Origin of the sequence: Mycolicibacterium chengduense (genome assembly GCF_033741155.1) — a bacterium.
In the GTDB taxonomy this organism is placed as follows: Bacteria; Actinomycetota; Actinomycetes; order Mycobacteriales; family Mycobacteriaceae; genus Mycobacterium.
In genome coordinates this window covers 133,294-151,512 of the sequence record NZ_JAWQNH010000007.1, presented here as the reverse complement: position 1 = coordinate 151,512, position 18,219 = coordinate 133,294, and the positions used below count along the sequence as shown (strand labels likewise).

Sequence of the window (18,219 nt, the reverse complement as noted above, 5' to 3'; positions counted from 1 at the left end):
GGGGTTACGTCGGGTTGTCGCCGGTGGGGGTGACCATCAGCGTCACGTGCCGGCCGTCGCGAACCACCTCAATCGGCGCTTCCTGCCCGATCTTGAGCTGACGCACCGCGACCACGAACTCGTCGGCGTCGGCGACATTGCGGCCACCGACCTTGACCACCACGTCGTTCTCCAGGATGCCGGCCTTCTCGGCGGGCCCCCCGGCTTTGACGTTGGCCACCTGCGCGCCCTTGGCGACATCGTTGCTCACCGAACGGGCGCTCAGGCCCAGCGTCGGATGTGAGATCTTGCCGTTCTCGATGAGCGCCGCGACGGTGGCTTTGACCTCGTTGACCGGGATGGCGAAACCCAGGCCGCTGGCGCTGTCGGACAGCGACTTGCCGGCCGTGTTGATGCCGATGACCTCGGAGTTCATGTTGATCAGCGGGCCGCCGGAGTTGCCGTGGTTGATCGACGCGTCGGTCTGCACGCCGTCGATGACGGTGTCGGTGTCCGACCCCTCGCCCGAGAGCGGGACCGGGCGGTGCAGGGCGCTGATGATGCCCTGGGTGACGGTGCTGCGCAGACCCAGCGGAGCACCGGCGGCGATCACCTCTTCGCCGACGGTGAGCTTGTCCGAGTCACCCATCCGCGCAACGGTCAGGTTGTCGACGTTGTCGACCTTGAGCACGGCCAGGTCGGTCTTGGGATCGCGACCGACGAGGTTGGCCGGCACCTCCTTGCCGTCGTTGAAGACGACGGAGATCTTGAACTTGCTCGGGTTGGTCGCAGCCTCGGAGATCACATGGTTGTTGGTGACGATGTAGCCACGCCCGTCGACCACCACGCCGGAGCCCTGCGAGCCCTCCTGATCGCTGACCGCCTCGATGGTGACCACCGAATCAGCCACGGCCGCGGCGACCTTCGCGAATCGTCCGGGCGGGCTCTGCGGGTTGTCGCTGGTTTCCAAGGTCACCTTGGACGTGGTGAACGCCTCAACCACTTCGGCGGTCTTGCGGCCCACCCAGCCGCCGGCGAATCCGATGACCAGCGCGACGATGGCCAGGATGGCCAGCGCCACGAAGGACACCCGGCCACCGAACAGCACGTCGCGCACCCCCAGCTTGCCCTGCGGGGCCGTGACGACGGTGGGCGCGACGGGCGGCACCGCGGGCGCACCGAGGGCCGCTCCTGCCGCCGGATCGCGCCAGGGGTCGGCCGCCGGATCGGGACCGTCGCCATCGCGTTCGGCGTCCAGCGCGCCGGCGTCGGCGGGGTGGCGTTGCAGTGAGTCGACACCGGGATGGGGCCGCCCGAACGCCTCGGCCAGCACCGGGTCCGGTGCCTGGTCCTTGGGGGTGTACTCGCCTTGATCCTGGTATTTGTCCGCGGCCAGGAAGGAGCCGTCGAAACCGGCGGGCCGGCCGAACGCGCGTTGCGCCGCCGGATCCACCGGGGGCCGCGAGACCGGGCGTGGCGCCAGCCGGGGCCGGTCGCCGGAGGGGTCCTGATTGGTCACCCGTGCATCACTTTCCACTCCGGCGCGCCCGAGGGGCGCGCACAGCTGTCTGTCTCATTATCTACTGGCGATCTACCGGCGCTTGCGGCGCGGCCGCACCGACTCCTCAGCGAGCTCTCCGACCCTTTCGTCGGCCGTCGCCTCCTTCGGATTCTCGTCCGGGATCTGCGACAACAGGCCGAGGAGTGAGGTCGGGATCGAGATCGGGCAGGAATCCCGTAACGCGGAGCGGGCCTGGCGCTGGGCGTCCACCTCGGCGGCGCACGTCGGGCACAGCGACAGATGATGACCGGCCCGCAGGTGCGCCGTCATGCGCAGCTCACCGTCGACGAACGCGGCGATGGCCTCGGTGGAGAGGTGTTCGGTGGAGCGGAACTGACGCGGGCCCACCGGCTCGCTGCTCTGCGACGCGAACTGAGTGGGCAACCAGGAGAAGGCGCGCCGGAAAACATCCCCGGGGTCGACCATCACCCGACTCCTCTCTGGCCACGACGTCTCGCGCACACTCTGCTCTTTTGAATGTAGCGCGGGAAGCTGTGCCCCACACCTACGACGCTCAGGCGGACGTCGGCAGGGTATCGGAGTGCTTGGCCAGATGTTCGCGCAGCGCCTGGCGGCCACGGTGAATACGGCTGCGCACGGTGCCGAGCTTGACGCCCAGCGTGGCACCGATCTCCTCGTAGGACAGACCCTCGATATCGCAGAGGACGACGGCCGCGCGGAACTCCGGCGGCAGCGAGTCCAGGGCCGCCTGCAGGTCCGGGCCGAGCCGCGAATCGTGGAAGATCTGCTCGGGGTTCGGGTCCTCGGCCGGCACCCGGTCGTAATCCTCGGGCAGGGCTTCCATGCGGATGCGGGCGCGCCGACGAACCATGTCCAGGAACAGGTTGGTGGTGATGCGGTGCAGCCAGCCCTCGAAGGTGCCGGCCTGGTAGTTGTGCACCGAACGGAACACCCTGATGAAGGTTTCCTGGGTCAGGTCCTCGGCATCCTGCTGGTTGCCCGACAGGCGGTAGGCCAGTCGGTAGACGCGGTCGGCATGCTGCCGCACGAGCTCATCCCACGACGGCATGGCGGCCTTGTCACCTGTGGCGTCGAATACCGCCGTGCCGGTCAGCTCGTCCGAGGGCTCCACCCAGTCGCCGTCCGTGTACTGCTCCAGGTGCGGCATCGAGACCGGTGTGGCCAGGCGCGTGGTGGTGTTCGTCGGATCCTCCGTATCGATGTGGCAGCCGTCGGTGTCCGGCAACTGCTCGGTGCTTCTGGAAACGCGACCGTCGAAATCGCTATTCCCCGAGTGCCAGCTTCCGCCGATGTTCATGCCAGTACCGTCGCCGATGGCGATAAGGCAGACATAGAAGAAAACTGAACTCTTCCTGAGAAAGCGTGTTACCCAGTAAACGACCAGCCAAAACCAGCCGAAATCGGATGTGATCCCGATTTCACGAGCGGGCGTGTCGGCGCGCAAGGCGGTCGCCCTTCGCTCTACGCTGCGGGCATGACCAGCACCGACGACGCCGCCCAGCGCGCCATGGCGATCGTCTCCCATGCCGAAGGCTCGATCACCGAGGACGACGTCACCGCGGCGGCCCGGGAGCGCGCCGTCGACAGCGGCGCCGGTGCCGTCACCCCGGCCGTTGGGGCGCTGCTGAGCGTGTTGGCCAGGTTGACCGGGGCGAAAGCCGTGGTCGAGGTGGGCACCGGGGCGGGCGTCAGTGGCCTGTGGTTGCTCGCCGGGATGCGCGAGGACGGTGTGCTGACGACGATCGACATCGAGCCCGAGCACCAGCGGCTGGCCAAACAGGCCTTCGTCGAGGCCGGCGTCGGGCCGTCGCGCACCCGGTTGATCGCCGGCCGTGCCCAGGAGGTGTTGACCCGGCTGGCCGACGAGTCCTACGACCTGGTGTTCATCGATGCAGCGCCGACGGATCAGCCGGCCTATGTGGCCGAGGCCGTCCGGTTGCTACGCCCCGGCGGTGCGGTCGTGGTGCACCGCGCCGCGCTCGGCGGCCGCGCCGGGGATGCGTCGGCCAGCGATCCCGAGGTGAGTGCCGTGCGCGAAGCCGCCCGGCTGATCGCCGAGGACGAGCGGTTCACCCCGGTGCTGGTGCCGTTGGGTGACGGGCTGCTCGCCGCCGCCCGCGACTGACGTTCTCTCCGCGAGCAGACGCGTCGGGCCCTATTTCAGGGGCTTTCCGGGGCCGTTGATGTCTGTTCGTCGCGTTATCCACAGGCCTCGGCCGTCGGCGCTACCCCCTGCCACTGACTCGCGGCCACGATCCTCGGTATGGATTGGCGTCACGTTTTCGCGGACACAGAGGTGGTCGGTACCCGCGAGTTGCTCGCAGCCATGACCCGCAAGCAGTTGCGCGGCCGCGTCGAACGCGGAGAACTCATCCGCGTGCAGCGCGGCGTGTACGCGATCAGGCCGCCGGACGCGATCACCCGACTCGAAGCGCTCGACCTACGAACCGGCGTGCACATCGTGGCGTGCCTGAACACGGCGGCCGACCTCTACGGCTTCAACACCGAACCCGACACCCGCCTGCACATCCTCGACCCGGGCCGACGGCTTCGACCGACTGCGGACGTGATGGTGCATCAGCGGCTCGGGGCACCACTGCGCAAGGTTGGCCATCGACTGGCGACGACGCCGACCTGGACGGCGGTCGAGTTGGCGCGTTCGGTGCGACGATCACGCGCGCTGGCCGTGCTCGACGCCGCGTTGCGCACCCGGTCCACCACTGTCGCCGAGCTCTTGCACATCGTCGGTGAGCAGAAAGGTCGCCGTGGGATCGTCCACGTCCGCGAGGTGCTGCAGTACGCCGACGCCAGGGCGGAGTCCCCGATGGAGAGCGAGACTCGGCTGGTTTTCATCGATGGCGGACTGCCGATGCCCGAGTTGCAGTACGAGATTGTCGACCTCCAGGGTCGCCTGTGGCGCGCCGACTTTGCGTGGCCGAAGGCCATGCTGGTCGCTGAGTACGAGAGCATGGAATGGCATGCGACACCCCAAGCGTTGCGCCACGACCGGATGAAGGTGGCCCGACTGCAGGAGTGTGGATGGACCACCATCCCGCTGGTCGTCGACGACGTCCGTCGCCACCCCGCCGAGTTGGTGGCGCGCATATCCGGTCACCTCGTTGGTTTGGCCAGCTGAGCAGACACCAATGGCCCCGGCAGGCCGGCAAATTGGGACCCTTTGCGTCTGCTCGCGAGAGAAATTCTTGACGGCAAACTAAACGTACGTTTAATGTACTGAACATGCGTTCAGCCGATGATTTGACGGCAGCCGCCCGAATCCGCGACGCCGCGATCGAACAGTTCGGTCAGCACGGGTTCGGAACCAGCGTGCGGGCCATCGCAGCCGCCGCCGGGGTGAGCCCCGGGCTGGTGATTCACCATTTCGGCTCCAAGGACAAGCTGCGCCGGGCGTGCGACGACCACATCGCCGCCCTGATCCTGGAAGCCAAGAGCGAGACCATTCAGAGCTCCGACCCGGCCAGTTGGTTCGCCCGGTTGGCGGAGATCGAATCCTTCGCCCCCGCAATGGCCTACCTGGTGCGGTCCATGCAAACCGGTGGTGATCTGTCGAACACATTGTGGCGCAGGATGATCGACAACGTCGAGCAATACATCGACGAAGGGGTGCGCGCCGGCACCGTCAAGCCGAGCCGAAACCCCAAGGCACGCGCCCGATTCCTCGCCCTGACCGGCGGCGGCGCTTTCTTGATGTATCTGCAACTGCACGACAACCCCAGCGATGTGCGGGCGGTGCTGCACGACTACGCCCAAGAGATGGTGCTGCCGGCTCTGGAGGTCTACACCCACGGCCTGCTCACCGACTCCACCATGTACGACGCGTTCACCGCCCAGGCCGAGCAGGGACTGCCCATCGTCACCTCTCCGGAAGGAAATAACTGATGTCGCAGAACGCCATAGACATACGAGGACTGATCAAGAACTTCGGTGCCGCACGCGCACTGGACGGACTGGATCTCACCGTCACCCACGGTGAGGTGCACGGCTTTCTGGGGCCCAATGGTGCAGGTAAGTCCACCACCCTTCGCATCCTGCTCGGCTTGGTGCGCGCCGATGCCGGCACCGTTCGCCTGCTCGGGGGCGATCCGTGGACCGATGCCGTCGAATTGCACCGCGATATCGCCTATGTGCCAGGCGATGTCACGCTGTGGCCGGCATTGACCGGTGGCGAGACCATCGATCTGCTGGCCCGGATGCGCGGCGGTATCGACAAGCGCCGGCGCGCCGAGCTGATCGAGCGCTTCGCCCTCGACCCGACCAAGAAGGCCAGAACCTACTCCAAAGGCAACCGGCAGAAGGTCTCCCTGATCTCGGCCTTCGCTTCACACGCCCGGCTGCTGCTCTTGGACGAACCCAGCACCGGCTTGGACCCGCTGATGGAGAACATCTTCCAGCAATGCGTGCGTGAGGCCAACAGCCGCGGCGCCACTGTGTTGCTGTCCAGTCACATCCTGGCCGAGACGGAAGCTCTGTGCGACCGGCTCACCATCATCCGCGCCGGGCGCACCGTCGAAACCGGAACCCTGGAGTCGATGCGACACCTGTCCCGAACCTCGATCACCGCCGAGATGCTGCGCGATCCAGGCGATCTCAGCCTCATCCCCGGTGTGGCGGATGTCAGCCTGGACGGCAGCACACTGCGCGCCCAGGTGGACAGCGAAAGCCTCGGCCGGGTGATCAAGGTGCTCGGCGACGCCGGGGTGCGTAGCCTGGTCAGCCAGCCGCCCACCCTGGAGGACCTGTTCCTGCGGCATTACGACGTGGTGCACTCATGACCCTGCTCGACCGGCCGGCACTGCGCGCCTCAAATTTTGCCGGAACCACCAGCCTGCTGCGTCTCTACCTGCGTCGTGACCGCGTGGTGCTCCCGTTGTGGGTGCTGTTGTTGTCGGTCCCGGTGTCGACGGTGTATGTCGGCAGCACCGAGGCCGTTTACCCCACCGCGGCCGATCGGGCCACCTTCGCCGCCAGCATCATGGCCAGCCCGGCCCAACGCGCCCTGTACGGCAACATCTACAACGAATCAGTCGGCGCGGTCGGTGTCTGGAAGGCCGGGATGTTCCACCTCCTGATCGCGGTGGCTGTCATCCTCACCGTCATCCGGCACACACGCGGCGACGAGGAAGCCGGCCGCAGCGAACTACTCGACTCGACCGCCGTCGGCCGGTACGCCGCGCTCACCGCGACGTTGGTGCTCACCAGTGCGGCATCGCTGTTGGCAGGCCTGTTGAGCAGTGCTGGGCTTCTCACCCTCGACATGCCGCCGAGTGGTTCCGTGGCCTTCGGTGTCGCGCTGGCCGCCTCCGGCCTGGTGTTCACGGCGGTGGCCGCGGTCACCGCGCAGTTGTCGTCGAGCGCCCGGTTTGGCCGCGGCGCAGCGTTTTCCGTGCTCGGTGCGGCCTTCACCCTGCGGGCGGTCGGGGATGCCACCGGCGCCGAAGGCGGCGTGTTGAGTTGGTTGTCCCCCTTGGGCTGGTCGCTGCAGGTGCGTCCGTTCGCCGGTGACCGATGGTGGGTGCTGGTGCTGCATATGGTGCTCGCCGGCGCACTGACTGCGCTGGCCTACCGGTTGTTGGCCCGTCGCGATGTGGGCGCCGGATTGTTCGCCGAGCGGCCGGGCGCACCGGTCGCCGCGCCGATCCTGAGCGGCCCGTTCGGTCTGGCGCTGCGGCTGGATCGGGGCGCGCTGCTGGTGTGGACGGTCGGACTGTGCCTATACGGCTTGTTGATCGGCAGCGTGGTGCACGGGATCGCCGACGAGGTCGGTACCAGCGCGGTGGCCCGCGACGTGGTGGTGCGGTTGGGTGGCGGCGCCGCCATGGAAGAGGCGTTCGTTGCGGTGGCGTTCACCATGCTGGCAATGATCGCCTCGGCCTTCGCCATCTCGTTGACCCTGAGGCTGCACCAGGAAGAGGCCGAGCAACGCGCCGAAGCCGTGCTGTCCGCCTCGACGAGCAGAACCCGTTGGCTGGCAAGTCATCTGGGAATCGCAGTGGTCGGCTCGGCAGCGGCTCTACTGATCGCCGGCGTGGTGGCCGGACTGACCTACGGGGCCGCCGCCGGCGATGTCGGCGGCAAGCTGGGAACCGTGCTGACCGCCGCGGCGGTGCAATTGCCCGCGGTGTGGTTGCTGGTGGCCGTCACGGTGGCGATCTTCGGGCTGGCGCCGCGTTTCACCCCACTGGCGTGGGGCGTGCTGGTCGGTTTCGTCGCGCTCTTCCTCCTGGGCTCGTTGTCCGGCTTCCCGCAGCTGCTGCTGGATTTGGAGCCCTTCGCCCACATCCCGCATCCCGGTGCCGTCACCGCCACGCCCCTGTTGTGGCTACTGGTCATCGATGTGGTGCTCCTGGGCGTCGGCGTCACCGCGTTCCGTCGCAGGGATATCCGATGAAGCTCGCCATCCAGACCGTCGCCTCCGGGGTTTTCGGAGTGCTGTTCTTCGGGGTGCTGTTGTTCGCGCCGGCGGGCACCCTGAGATATTGGCAGGCTTGGGTTTTCATCGCGATCTTTCTCGTCGCCACCCTGGGACCCAGTCTCTACCTGGCGGTACGCAACCCGGCCACACTGGCCAGGCGGATGCACGGCGGCCCCACGGCCGAGACCCGGCCGCTGCAAAAGGTGATCATCACGGCAACGTTCGCCTCGGTGGTGGTGCTGACGGTGGTGAGCGCGCTGGATCACCGGTTCGGCTGGTCACATGTGCCGACCGCGGTGATCGTGGTGGGCGACGTGTTGGTGGTGCTCGGCCTGGTGCTGGCGCAGGCGGTGATCCTGCAGAACAACTATGCCGGTGCCAGCATCCGAGTCGAGGACGAACAGCCGCTGGTGTCCACGGGCCTATACGGCGTTGTCCGTCATCCGATGTACTCCGGTGCGCTGCTGATGATGTTCGGTATGCCGTTGGCGCTGGACTCCTACTGGGGTCTGCTCGTCACCCTGCTGGCGGTGCCGATCTTGGTGCTGAGGATCCTCGACGAGGAGTCGCTGCTGCGAACCGACCTCGCCGGCTATGACGAATACACCCGGACGACTCGCTATCGCATCGTGCCCTACGTCTGGTGACACTGCGCCGATCTAGGATCAGACCATGCCCAGCCCGAGCGCGACGCCCTGCCCAGGGGGCGGCAAGAATTGGACGGTCGACAAAACCGGCCGGCCGGTCTGCCCGCGCTGCCGGCAGGCGCTGAGCACCGTGGCGGGCCGAGGGCGTGGCCCGCGTGACACTCCGATCGTGCCGCCGCACGACCGGCCGCATAGCGACAACCACAAGCAGCGACGCGGCTGAGCCGTCCTGCCGCTGATTCAGCATCCAGCGGTCAGCGAGATTCGGCGACGCGATAACCGTTGCTCCCGCCCGCCTTCGCCTCGTACATGGCTCGGTCCGCAGCACGCAGGATGTCCTCACCCCCTGCGATCGCACCGTCGGCAATGGCGATCCCGATGCTCAAGCCCACGCTGCCGGACCAGTCGGCAATCGTCATCGTGGCGGACGCCACGTCGATGACTCTCTGCGCCAACCGAACCGCGGAATCGAGCAACGGCGAGCCGGCGACATGGATGATGACGAACTCGTCGCCACCCCGTCGCGCCACGGTATCCGCAGGGCCCACGCACGACTCAAGGCGCGCGCCGATGGCCGCCAACACCCGGTCGCCCACCTCGTGCCCGGATGCGTCGTTGATTTGTTTGAACCCGTCGAGATCGACGCAGAGCACGGCGAAGGCATCACCGTCACGCGCACCTTCGATGTGTGCGGTCAGCCGGTCATACAACAGCGCGCGGTTCGGCAGTCCGGTCAGGCCGTCGTGGTAGGCGTGGTGGAGCAGCTCTGATTCGAGCTCTTTGCGACGCGAGGTGTCTCGGACCGACACCACATAACCGTCGCGCAGACCTGTCGTCGGGTCATGGGTGACCCTGACGAAGGCTTCCAACCACACCCAGGACCCATCCTGGTGACGCATCCGGTGTTCGGTGACGAAACTGTCGATGCGGCCGTCGTGCATGGCCAGCATCTGTCGTGCGAACCCCTCGACGTCGTCGGGATGGGTGATATCGCTGGCGCGCTTGCCCACCAGCTCGTGGGCGTCGTATCCGAGCAGCGTCCGGATCGAGGGGGACACATACCGGCGGACGCCGTCGAGGCTGCCTCGGATGAGCGTGTCCGCCGAGTTCTCCGCCACCAGTCGATACAACGCCGTGTCGCTCTCCTGCTGCAGGTGCAGCGATGCCAACAAAGCGAAGTCTTCGACGAGGGCACGAACGTCGGCGGTGACAGGACGCGGATCGGGATCAGTGACCCACAGCGCCCCCACCGGCTCGGCGCCGCAGTGTATAGCCACGGCAGCGAGAAACCGGGCGTCCGGGAAGACACTCGTCACCGGGTGGCTGATGACGTGCGCGTCCTCGATGAACAGCGGCGTAGTCGGGGGCGGCCAGAGCGCACGCGGAATCACGGCGTCGTCGCCGCAGACCAACACATCCCGGCAGTTCAGGGCAGTCCGCGCGCTACGGCGTATCACGTCCAAAAACGCGGACTCCAAAACCGTCAGATCCAGACACCCTTGCCGACGGCCACCACTCCCCCGGCGCTGATCGAGAAGCGTTCCTTGTCCTTGTCCAGGTCGACCCCGACCATCTCCCCCGGCCCGACCACGACGTTCTTGTCCAGGATGGCCCGGCGCACCACGGCGCCGCGCCCGATCCGCACGCCGGGCATCAGGACGCTGCCCTCGACGATGGCGCCGTCGTCGATGGCGACGTTGGAGGACAGCACCGAATTGCGTACGGAGGCCGCCGAAATGATGCTGCCGGCACCGACGACGGACTCCTGCGCGGATCCGCCGTTGACGAACTTGGCCGGGGCCAGGTTCTCCGAGCCGCCGCGGATGGGCCAGCGCTTGTTGTACAGGTTGAAGATCGGGTGCACCGACACCAGGTCCATGTGCGCGTCGTAGAACGCGTCGAGGGTGCCGACATCACGCCAGTACCCGTGGTCTCGCTCGGTGGCGCCGGGGACTTCGTTGTCGTTGAAGTCGTACACCGCGGCCATCCCGTCGGCCACCAGTCGCGGAATGATGTCGCCGCCCATGTCGTGGTCGGAGTGGTCGTCCTCGGCGTCGGCGCGGATGGCGTCGATGAGCACCTTGGTGGTGAAGATGTAATTGCCCATCGAGACGAAGGTCTGCTCCGGGTCGTCGGGGGTGCCGGGCGGGTCCGCGGGCTTCTCCACGAACGCCCGGATCCGGCCGGAGTCGTCGGCGTCGATGCAGCCGAAGGCCGAGGCTTCCGCGCGCGGTACCCGGATGCCGGCGACGGTGGCTCCCGCGCCGCTCTCGATGTGGAACCGCAGCATCTGCTCCGGGTCCATCCGGTAGATGTGGTCGGCGCCGAACACCACCACGTAGTCGGGGTCCTCGTCGTAGATCAGATTCAGCGACTGCAAAATCGCATCACCGGAGCCGGTGTACCAGCGCGGGCCCAGACGCTGCTGGGCCGGGACCGGTGTGATGTATTCGCCGGCCAGACCGGACAGCCGCCAGTTCTGCGAGATATGCCTGTCCAGCGAGTGCGATTTATATTGCGTGAGAACACAAATCCGCAGGAATCGGGCGTTGACCAGGTTGGAGAGCACGAAGTCGATCAGCCGGTAGGAACCGCCGAAAGGCACCGCCGGTTTCGCCCGATCGGCCGTCAGCGGGTAGAGCCGTTTCCCCTCCCCGCCCGCCAGGACGATGCCCAGCACATGTGGCGCTTCCCTCATGCTGCCAACCTATCGGCGATAACGCACCAGGGCCAGCCAATCGGCCCTATTGGCGCATGTCGGTCAAGACATTTCGCCACGGCGACCGGGTGATACCCATCGGGTTCGACCGCAACGGTGCGCCGCGAACCGCGGCCCACTACCGTGCACAGCATGCGGGTGGCGATGATGACACGGGAGTATCCACCTGAGGTGTACGGCGGCGCCGGTGTACACGTCACCGAACTGGTCACCCAACTCAGACGGCTCTGCGAGGTCGACGTGCACTGCATGGGCGCCCCCCGGGACACCGCGATCGTGGCGCAGCCCGACCCGGCGCTCACCGCCGCCAACCCGGCGCTGTCCACCTTGTCCGCCGACCTGGTGATGGTCAACAACGCCGGCCTGCCCGGGCAGGCTGCGACGATCGTGCACTCACACACCTGGTACACCGGGATGGCCGGGCATCTGGCCGCGCTGTTGTACGGCGTCCCGCACGTGCTCACCGCCCACTCGTTGGAACCGCTGCGGCCCTGGAAGGCCGAACAGCTCGGTGGCGGGTATCGCGTCTCGTCCTGGGTGGAGAAGACGGCGATCGAGGCCGCCGATGCGGTGATCGCCGTCAGCTCCGGGATGCGTGACGACGTGTTGAGCACCTATCCGGCGCTGGACCCCAGCCGGGTCCATGTCGTACGCAACGGGATCGACACCACCGTGTGGTACCCCTCCCCGCCCGAACCGCGCGAGTCGGTGCTGACCGAACTCGGGGTGGACTTGGGTAAGCCGATCGTCGCTTTCGTCGGCCGCATCACCCGCCAGAAAGGCGTCGCACATCTGGTTGCGGCGGCACACAAGTTCGATCCCGACGTGCAACTGGTGTTGTGCGCTGGTGCACCGGACACTCCCGAGATCGCGGCCGAGATCGGTTCGGCGGTGCAGGAGCTGGCCCGCAGCCGGACCGGCGTGTTCTGGGTCCGGGAGATGCTGCCCATCGGCAAGATTCGCGAAATCCTGTCGGCAGCATCGGTGTTCGTCTGTCCGTCGGTGTACGAGCCGCTGGGCATCGTCAACCTCGAAGCGATGGCGTGTTCGACGGCCGTGGTGGCCTCTGACGTCGGCGGCATCCCGGAGGTGGTGGCCGACCACACCACCGGCCTGCTGGTGCACTACGACGCCGACGACACCGCGTTCTTCGAGCAGCGGCTCGCCGATGCGGTCAACGCGCTGGTGGCCGAACCCGACCGGGCCCGCCGCTACGGCGCGGCGGGACGGCAACGCTGCATCGACGAGTTCTCGTGGGCTCACATCGCCGAGCAGACCGTGGAGGTGTACCGCAAGGTACAGCGCTGACCCCGAGGGGATCAGCGCTGTAGCAGGGTGGAACTAGCTGGTGACGCTCTTGAGCTCGTCGCCCAGTGCGGCCGCCTCATCCGGGGTGAGTTCGACGACCAGTCGCCCCCCACCTTCCAGTGGTACTCGCATCACGATGCCGCGCCCCTCTTTGGTTGCTTCCAGTGGACCGTCACCGGTCCGGGGCTTCATCGCCGCCATCGTGTGCTCCCTCCGCGTGCGCCGGCCCGCGCCGGCGGACCCGTTCATGGCCGGTCTCACCGGCTCGAGATGGATAGTGAACTGAGTCCATTGTTCCCTATCCGGAGCGTTCGGTGTGAAAAGACCCGGCGATGGCACCTGAATGTGACCAGTTCAGCTCGCTGACGGCACCCAACACGAGGCGACGTGGTCGTCCACCATCCCGGTCGCCTGCATCAGCGCGTAGGCCGTCGTCGGCCCGACGAATCGGAATCCGCGACGCTTGAGTTCCTTGGCCATTGCCGTCGACTCGGCCGTGACGGCCGGAACCGCCGACATGTCGGCGGGCCGTTGGCGGCGCTCGGGCGCAAACGACCACAGCAGGTCGGCAAACTCGATATCGAGGTCGGACACCGCCCGCGCGTTGGCGATGGTGGCCTCGATCTTGGCGCGGTTGCGCACGATGCCCTCATCGGCCAGCAGGCGCTCCACGTCGCGCTCGGTGAAGCGGGCCACCTTGTCGACGTCGAACCGTTTGAACGCCTTCCGGAAGTTCTCCCGTTTGCGCAGGATCACCAGCCAGGACAGCCCGCTCTGGAAAGCCTCCAGGCTGACCCTTTCGAACAACGCCGCCGAATCCCGTACCGGCTGGCCCCATTCGGTGTCGTGGTACTCGCGGTAGAGCACCGAGTCCGCCTTGGAATCCGTTGGTGCCCAACCACACCGAATCAGACCGTCGTCAATGACCAGCGCGCTCATGACTCCTCGGCGCGGGCATGCGCCGCCTCGTGCTCGGCGGGTTCGGGTTCCTCGGCGATGCCGTAGGCGGCCCGCACCGCGGCCAATTCACCACGCACCAGGTCCAGCTCGGCACCCAACCGGTCCAGCACCCAGTCGACCTCGCTGGTCTTGTACCCGCGGAAGGTCTGGGTCAGTTTCACCGCGTCCACGTCGGCGCCGGTCACCCCGGAGGCCGGGAGCACCGTCGCGGTGGTGCCCCGCGGCAGCGGTGGCAGGGATTCTCCGCGCCCGAACAGCACACTGCCCACGGCAAACAACACGACACCGACGAGCACCAGCACGACCAGGTACAGCAGGATCAGGGTCACGCTTCGATAGTGCCTTACCCCACCGACAGGTGGATCAGGGGCGCAGCGTGTTCATCGGCGGCCGGTCCTCCAAACACACCGATGAGGTGCGGGCCGTGTAGTCATCGCCGTCGGCGAAGAACTGGGTGAGCCCGACCCCGGAGTCCGGGATCCCGCACCGCGACAGCAGCGTCGCGATGACCTGCCGGCTCATCGCCGCCAGTTCAGTGAGGGGCCGGTTGCGGTGGGTCCGCACGCCCAGATTGACCTGCGCGATGGCGTCCAGGCCCAACTTGTCGTAGGTGTCGACGAGCAGTCCGATCTCCACGCCGTAGCCCGGTGCGAACGGCACCGAGGTCAGCAGTTCGCGGGTGCCGGCGTACTCGCCACCCAGGGGCTGCAGCAGGCACGTCAGCTCAGGGCGCAGCGCCGCCAGGAGCGGTCGGGCGACCAGCTCGGTGACACGACCACCGCCATTGGCGTCCTCGGCCCCGCTGACCTTCAGCGGGCGCCGGTAGAAGCCTTTGACCAGATGCACCCCGTCGGTGGTGAGCAGCGGGCCGAGCAACTTGGGCACGAACATCGGGTCGGGATCGATCAGGTCGGAGTCGACGAACGCGACGATGTCCCCGGTGGTCGCGGCCAACGAACGCCACAGCACCTCGCCCTTGCCCGGGCGTGGTTCCACCTCCGGGACGGCGGTCTCGCGGCTGATCACCCGGGCCCCGGCGGCCACGGCGCGGAATTCGGTGTCGTCGGTGGACCCGGAATCCAGCACGATCAGCTCGTCGACCAGGCCGCCCAGCAGCGGCGCGATGGTCTGCACCACCGAACCGACGGTCTCCTCCTCGTTCAGCGCCGGCAGCACGACGGAGACGGTGCGGCCGGCTTTCGCGGCCTCCAGCTCGGCGATCGTCCACATCGGGCGACTCCAGCTGTGGTCGGTGAGCCATGAATGGCCGGTGATTCCGGTGGCCAGGTCAGGCGAGAGTGTCATGCCAGTCCCCTCACGGTCCGCGTCGGTGGACGCTCCCCTTGGATAGACGCGACCATTTCCAGTACGCGCCGTGTAGGTCCCACCTCGTGTACCCGGAACATCGCGGCACCATCGGCGGCCGCAAGCGCGGTCGCTGCCAGGGTGCCTTCCAGGCGTTCAGTGAGGCCCACACCCAGAGTCTCCCCGACGAAATCCTTGTTACTCAGGGCCATCAGGACCGGCCATCCCGTATTAACAAGATCTTTTACGTGGCGCAACAAACTAAGGCCGTGGTAAGTGTTTTTGCCGAAATCGTGGGTCGGATCGATCAAGATGGCGTCCCTGGACACCCCGACCGTGACCGCGTGTTCGGCCGCGGCGGTGACCTCGGCGATGACATCGTCGACCACGCCGCGTTCGGTGATGCCGTAGTTCACCCGAAACGGCCTGGTCCGCGGCACCGCGCCGCCGGTGTGGGAGCACACCAGCCCGGCATTGAACGCCGCGGCCACCTCAGGCAGGCCCGGGTCGGCACCCGCCCAGGTGTCGTTGATCAGGTCCGCGCCGGCCGCGCACGCCTGTTTGGCGACGGTGGCGCGCCAGGTGTCGACGCTGATCAGCTGGTTCGGGTAGGTGTCGCGCAGCCATTCGATGAAGGGCACCACGCGGGCGATCTCCTCGTCGGCGTCGACGCTGCTGCCCGGACCGGCCTTGACCCCGCCGACATCGATGACATCGGCACCGTCGGCGATGACACGGTGCACGGCGTCCTTGGCAGCCTGGTCGTCGAAGGTGGCGCCGCGGTCGTAGAAGGAGTCCGGGGTGCGATTGACGATGGCCATGATCATCGCCCGGTCACCGGCGACGGGACGGCCCAGGAACAACTTCCCGTCGCTCCGCCCGCCCTGCCACGTCGACTGCACGTCACCCAGGCTAGCGGCGTGCGGGTTCGGCGCGCTCAACCGCGGTGAGCGCAGGTGAGCGCGCAGAAGTCGCTACGACTTGGGTCGCTTGCCGTCCCTCACCTCGTCGACATAACCGTCGTAGAACGGGACATATCCCTCGTCGCGACCGGCCAGCACGTAGATCGGGTCCTCGACATCGCTGCCATAGCCCTGTTTGCGCAGCTCGACCTTCTGACTCTTGAACGTCGAGGTGTGTGCGAGTTCCTTGACCACCCGCACGAACAACGGCACGGCGTACCCGGGCAGGCTCGCGTAGGCCGCCTTGGCCAGCGCGGCGCCGTCGAACTCGGTACCCGACTTCAGCTGCAGGGCGACCATGCCGGCCCGCCCGCCGCAGCCGGGCACCTCGACGCCGAACACCGTCGCCTCCTCGACCTGATGGTCGGCCGACAGTGCGGCCTCGACCTGCGTGGTGGCGACGTTCTCGCCCTTCCACCGGAAGGTGTCGCCGAGCCGGTCGGCGAAGGCGGCGTGCCCGAAGCCCTGCGAACGCATCAGGTCCCCGGTGTTGAACCAGACATCGCCGTCCTTGAACGCGTTACGTACCAGCTTCTTCTCGCTGGCCGACTTGTCGGTGTAACCGTCGAACGGCTGGAAGCTGGACACCTTGCTCAACAACAGACCGGGCTGGCCGCGCTTGACCCGGCGCAGCCGGCCGTCGGGGCCGCGGGCCGGCTCGCCGGTGTCCAGGTCGTACTCGACGAAGGCGACCGGGCTGGGGCAGATCCCGGTGGTCTTGTCGACGTTGAAGACGTTGACGAAGGCGGTGTTGCCCTCGCTGGCGGCGTAGAACTCGCACACCCGCGGGATGCCGAACCGCTGTGTGAACTCGTCCCAGATGGCCGGGCGCAGCCCGTTGCCGGCGATGACCCGCACCTTGTGTTGGCGGTCGGTCGGCTTGGGCGGCTGATTGAGCAGGTACCCGCAGATCTCGCCGATATAGACGAAGGAGGTGGCGCCGTAGCGGATGACGTCGTCCCAGAACCGTGACGCCGAGAACGACTTGCCGAGGGCCAGTGCCGCACCGGCGTTGATGGCCGATCCGGTGGCCACCGTGAGCGCGTTGTTGTGGTAGAGCGGCAGGCAGCAGTACAAGGTGTCGTTGCTGTTCAAACGCAGCCCGAGCCCGCCGAAGCCACCCAGCGCGCGCAGCCACCGGTAGTGCGTCATGACACTGGCCTTGGGCAGGCCGGTGGTGCCCGAGGTGAAGATGTAGAAGGCCTTGTCCTTGGCCAAAACGGCGGAGGTGACGGCCGGGTTGGTGGTCGGCGCGGTGAGCGAGAGCTGGCGCAGGTCGTCGATGGTCAACAAGCCGTCCGGTTCGGCGCCGCTCTCCCCGATGGGCTCGATCAGGTCGTTCTCGGCGACCACGGCACGCGCGCCGAGCAGACCGAAGCTGTGGGCCAGCACATCGCCGCGCTGGTGGTAGTTGAGCATCCCGGCCACCGCGCCGCACTTGACCGTGGCCAGCATGAGCAGCACCGCGTCGGGTGAGTTGCGCAGCATGATGCCGACGACGTCGCCGTGACCGACGCCCCTGGCAGCCAGCACGGCGGCATAGCGGTTGACCGTCTCGTTGGCCTGCCGGTAGGTGTACTGCTGATCCTCGAATTTGAGGAACACCTTCTCCGGGTACTGCGCGGCCCGATCCTGGAAAACTTTGCCGATCGAAGTCTTGGCTGTCGGCCGCGCGGCCAGCCCGGTGACCAGGCCGCGGACGATCGCGGGGGCATCGGCCAGGAACCCTGGCAGTTGGGTGGCGATATCGAGCAGACCGACGCTGGCGCGGGATGTGTCGTTACTCATGAGTAAGAACTCTAGTGAGGGATCTCACCGGGGGCACATGCGGCCATGGCGGCGTCCACATTGTTAACCACGACCAGGCGATCAAGAGCGGTGGCGCCGACGTATCCCGTGTCGACGAGACCGCGCAGCCAGCTGAGCAGCCCGTCATAGTGTCCGAACGGGTCGAGCATGACGATTGGCTTGTCATGCATCCCGAGGTAGCCAGCAGTCCATGCCTCGAAAAATTCTTCGAGAGTGCCGATACCCCCGGGCAACGCGATGAACGCGTTCGCGCGGTCTTCCATGACCTGCTTACGCTCGCGCATGGTGTCGGTGACGATCAGCTCGTCGGCATCGACGTCGGCGAGTTCGCGGTGCACCAGCGCCTTCGGGATGACACCGATGGTGCGGCCACTGTGCTGGCGTGCCCCGTCGGCGACGGCGCCCATCGCCGAGACGTTGCCGCCGCCGGAGACCAGCGTCCAGCCGCGGTCGGCGATGGCACGGCCCACGTCGTGGGCGAGCTTGAGCAGTTCGGGGTGTGTGGGACCGGAGGCGCAGTAGACGCACACCGCCCAGGCAGGGGTTTCGGCCAC

At 67.2% G+C, this 18,219-nt stretch carries 19 protein-coding genes; 7 read left to right on the top strand and 12 right to left on the bottom strand.

Annotated elements, in window-relative coordinates; all coding sequences use genetic code 11:
• Positions 1-4: 4 nt before the first annotated feature.
• The 3 genes from htrA to sigE form a co-directional block, all read right to left on the bottom strand.
• Positions 5-1,498, bottom strand: a complete 1,494-nt coding sequence (gene htrA, locus SBI67_RS25125) for a serine protease HtrA (RefSeq protein WP_318983185.1) — start codon at positions 1,496-1,498, stop codon at positions 5-7.
• Positions 1,499-1,570: 72 nt separating this feature from the next.
• Positions 1,571-1,966, bottom strand: a complete 396-nt coding sequence (gene rseA, locus SBI67_RS25120) for an anti-sigma E factor RseA (protein ID WP_318983184.1) — start codon at positions 1,964-1,966, stop codon at positions 1,571-1,573.
• 88 nt (positions 1,967-2,054) lie between these two features.
• Positions 2,055-2,819: an RNA polymerase sigma factor SigE gene (gene sigE, locus SBI67_RS25115; RefSeq protein ID WP_318983335.1), complete on the bottom strand. Its 765-nt coding sequence runs from the start codon at positions 2,817-2,819 to the stop codon at positions 2,055-2,057.
• 177 nt (positions 2,820-2,996) lie between these two features.
• Here sigE and SBI67_RS25110 point away from each other — a divergent pair, with 177 nt between their 5' ends.
• From SBI67_RS25110 to SBI67_RS25085, 6 genes are all read left to right on the top strand, one after another.
• Positions 2,997-3,647, top strand: coding sequence for an O-methyltransferase (locus tag SBI67_RS25110; protein WP_318983183.1), 651 nt, complete (start codon positions 2,997-2,999; stop codon positions 3,645-3,647).
• Between the two features lie 138 nt (positions 3,648-3,785).
• Positions 3,786-4,658, top strand: coding sequence for a type IV toxin-antitoxin system AbiEi family antitoxin (locus SBI67_RS25105; RefSeq protein WP_318983182.1), 873 nt, complete (start codon positions 3,786-3,788; stop codon positions 4,656-4,658).
• 104 nt (positions 4,659-4,762) lie between these two features.
• The gene (locus tag SBI67_RS25100) at positions 4,763-5,422 is read left to right on the top strand and encodes a TetR/AcrR family transcriptional regulator (RefSeq protein ID WP_318983181.1); all 660 of its coding nucleotides are present in this window, start codon (positions 4,763-4,765) and stop codon (positions 5,420-5,422) included.
• On the top strand, positions 5,422-6,315 hold the full coding sequence (locus SBI67_RS25095; RefSeq protein WP_318983180.1) for an ABC transporter ATP-binding protein: 894 nt from the start codon (positions 5,422-5,424) through the stop codon (positions 6,313-6,315). The genes SBI67_RS25100 and SBI67_RS25095 overlap by 1 nt, the downstream gene beginning before the upstream one ends.
• Entirely contained in the window at positions 6,312-7,931 is a 1,620-nt protein-coding gene (locus SBI67_RS25090) for an ABC transporter permease (protein WP_318983179.1), read from the top strand. Before SBI67_RS25095 ends, SBI67_RS25090 begins: the two co-directional genes overlap by 4 nt.
• Positions 7,928-8,602, top strand: coding sequence for a methyltransferase family protein (locus tag SBI67_RS25085; RefSeq protein ID WP_318983178.1), 675 nt, complete (start codon positions 7,928-7,930; stop codon positions 8,600-8,602). Before SBI67_RS25090 ends, SBI67_RS25085 begins: the two co-directional genes overlap by 4 nt.
• A 254-nt stretch (positions 8,603-8,856) precedes the next feature.
• On the opposite strand, the gene SBI67_RS25080 is transcribed toward SBI67_RS25085, so the two are convergent.
• Entirely contained in the window at positions 8,857-10,017 is a 1,161-nt protein-coding gene (locus SBI67_RS25080) for a diguanylate cyclase domain-containing protein (protein WP_318983177.1), read from the bottom strand.
• Between the two features lie 68 nt (positions 10,018-10,085).
• Entirely contained in the window at positions 10,086-11,300 is a 1,215-nt protein-coding gene (gene glgC, locus SBI67_RS25075) for a glucose-1-phosphate adenylyltransferase (RefSeq protein ID WP_266049185.1), read from the bottom strand.
• Between the two features lie 153 nt (positions 11,301-11,453).
• Here glgC and glgA point away from each other — a divergent pair, with 153 nt between their 5' ends.
• Positions 11,454-12,629: a glycogen synthase gene (gene glgA, locus SBI67_RS25070; RefSeq protein WP_318983176.1), complete on the top strand. Its 1,176-nt coding sequence runs from the start codon at positions 11,454-11,456 to the stop codon at positions 12,627-12,629.
• 33 nt (positions 12,630-12,662) lie between these two features.
• On the opposite strand, the gene SBI67_RS25065 is transcribed toward glgA, so the two are convergent.
• The 7 genes from SBI67_RS25065 to log all read right to left on the bottom strand — a co-directional run bounded on the left by SBI67_RS25065 (position 12,663) and on the right by log (position 18,219).
• A complete protein-coding gene (locus tag SBI67_RS25065; RefSeq protein ID WP_011211259.1) occupies positions 12,663-12,830 on the bottom strand; it encodes a DUF3117 domain-containing protein in 168 nt (55 codons plus the stop codon).
• Between the two features lie 153 nt (positions 12,831-12,983).
• Complete coding sequence (locus tag SBI67_RS25060; protein ID WP_318983175.1) at positions 12,984-13,568, bottom strand: DNA-3-methyladenine glycosylase I; 585 nt, start codon at positions 13,566-13,568, stop codon at positions 12,984-12,986.
• The gene (locus SBI67_RS25055) at positions 13,565-13,918 is read right to left on the bottom strand and encodes a DivIVA domain-containing protein (protein WP_318983174.1); all 354 of its coding nucleotides are present in this window, start codon (positions 13,916-13,918) and stop codon (positions 13,565-13,567) included. The genes SBI67_RS25060 and SBI67_RS25055 overlap by 4 nt, the downstream gene beginning before the upstream one ends.
• Positions 13,919-13,952: 34 nt before the next feature.
• Entirely contained in the window at positions 13,953-14,894 is a 942-nt protein-coding gene (locus SBI67_RS25050; RefSeq protein ID WP_318983173.1) for a glucosyl-3-phosphoglycerate synthase, read from the bottom strand.
• A complete protein-coding gene (gene folP, locus SBI67_RS25045; protein WP_318983334.1) occupies positions 14,891-15,721 on the bottom strand; it encodes a dihydropteroate synthase in 831 nt (276 codons plus the stop codon). The genes SBI67_RS25050 and folP overlap by 4 nt, the downstream gene beginning before the upstream one ends.
• Before the next feature lie 147 nt (positions 15,722-15,868).
• The gene (gene fadD6 / locus SBI67_RS25040; protein WP_318983172.1) at positions 15,869-17,644 is read right to left on the bottom strand and encodes a long-chain-acyl-CoA synthetase FadD6; all 1,776 of its coding nucleotides are present in this window, start codon (positions 17,642-17,644) and stop codon (positions 15,869-15,871) included.
• A gap of 11 nt (positions 17,645-17,655) precedes the next feature.
• Positions 17,656-18,219 carry a cytokinin riboside 5'-monophosphate phosphoribohydrolase gene (gene log, locus SBI67_RS25035; protein ID WP_318983171.1) on the bottom strand — a complete coding sequence of 188 codons (564 nt, stop codon included), beginning with the start codon at positions 18,217-18,219 and terminating at the stop codon, positions 17,656-17,658.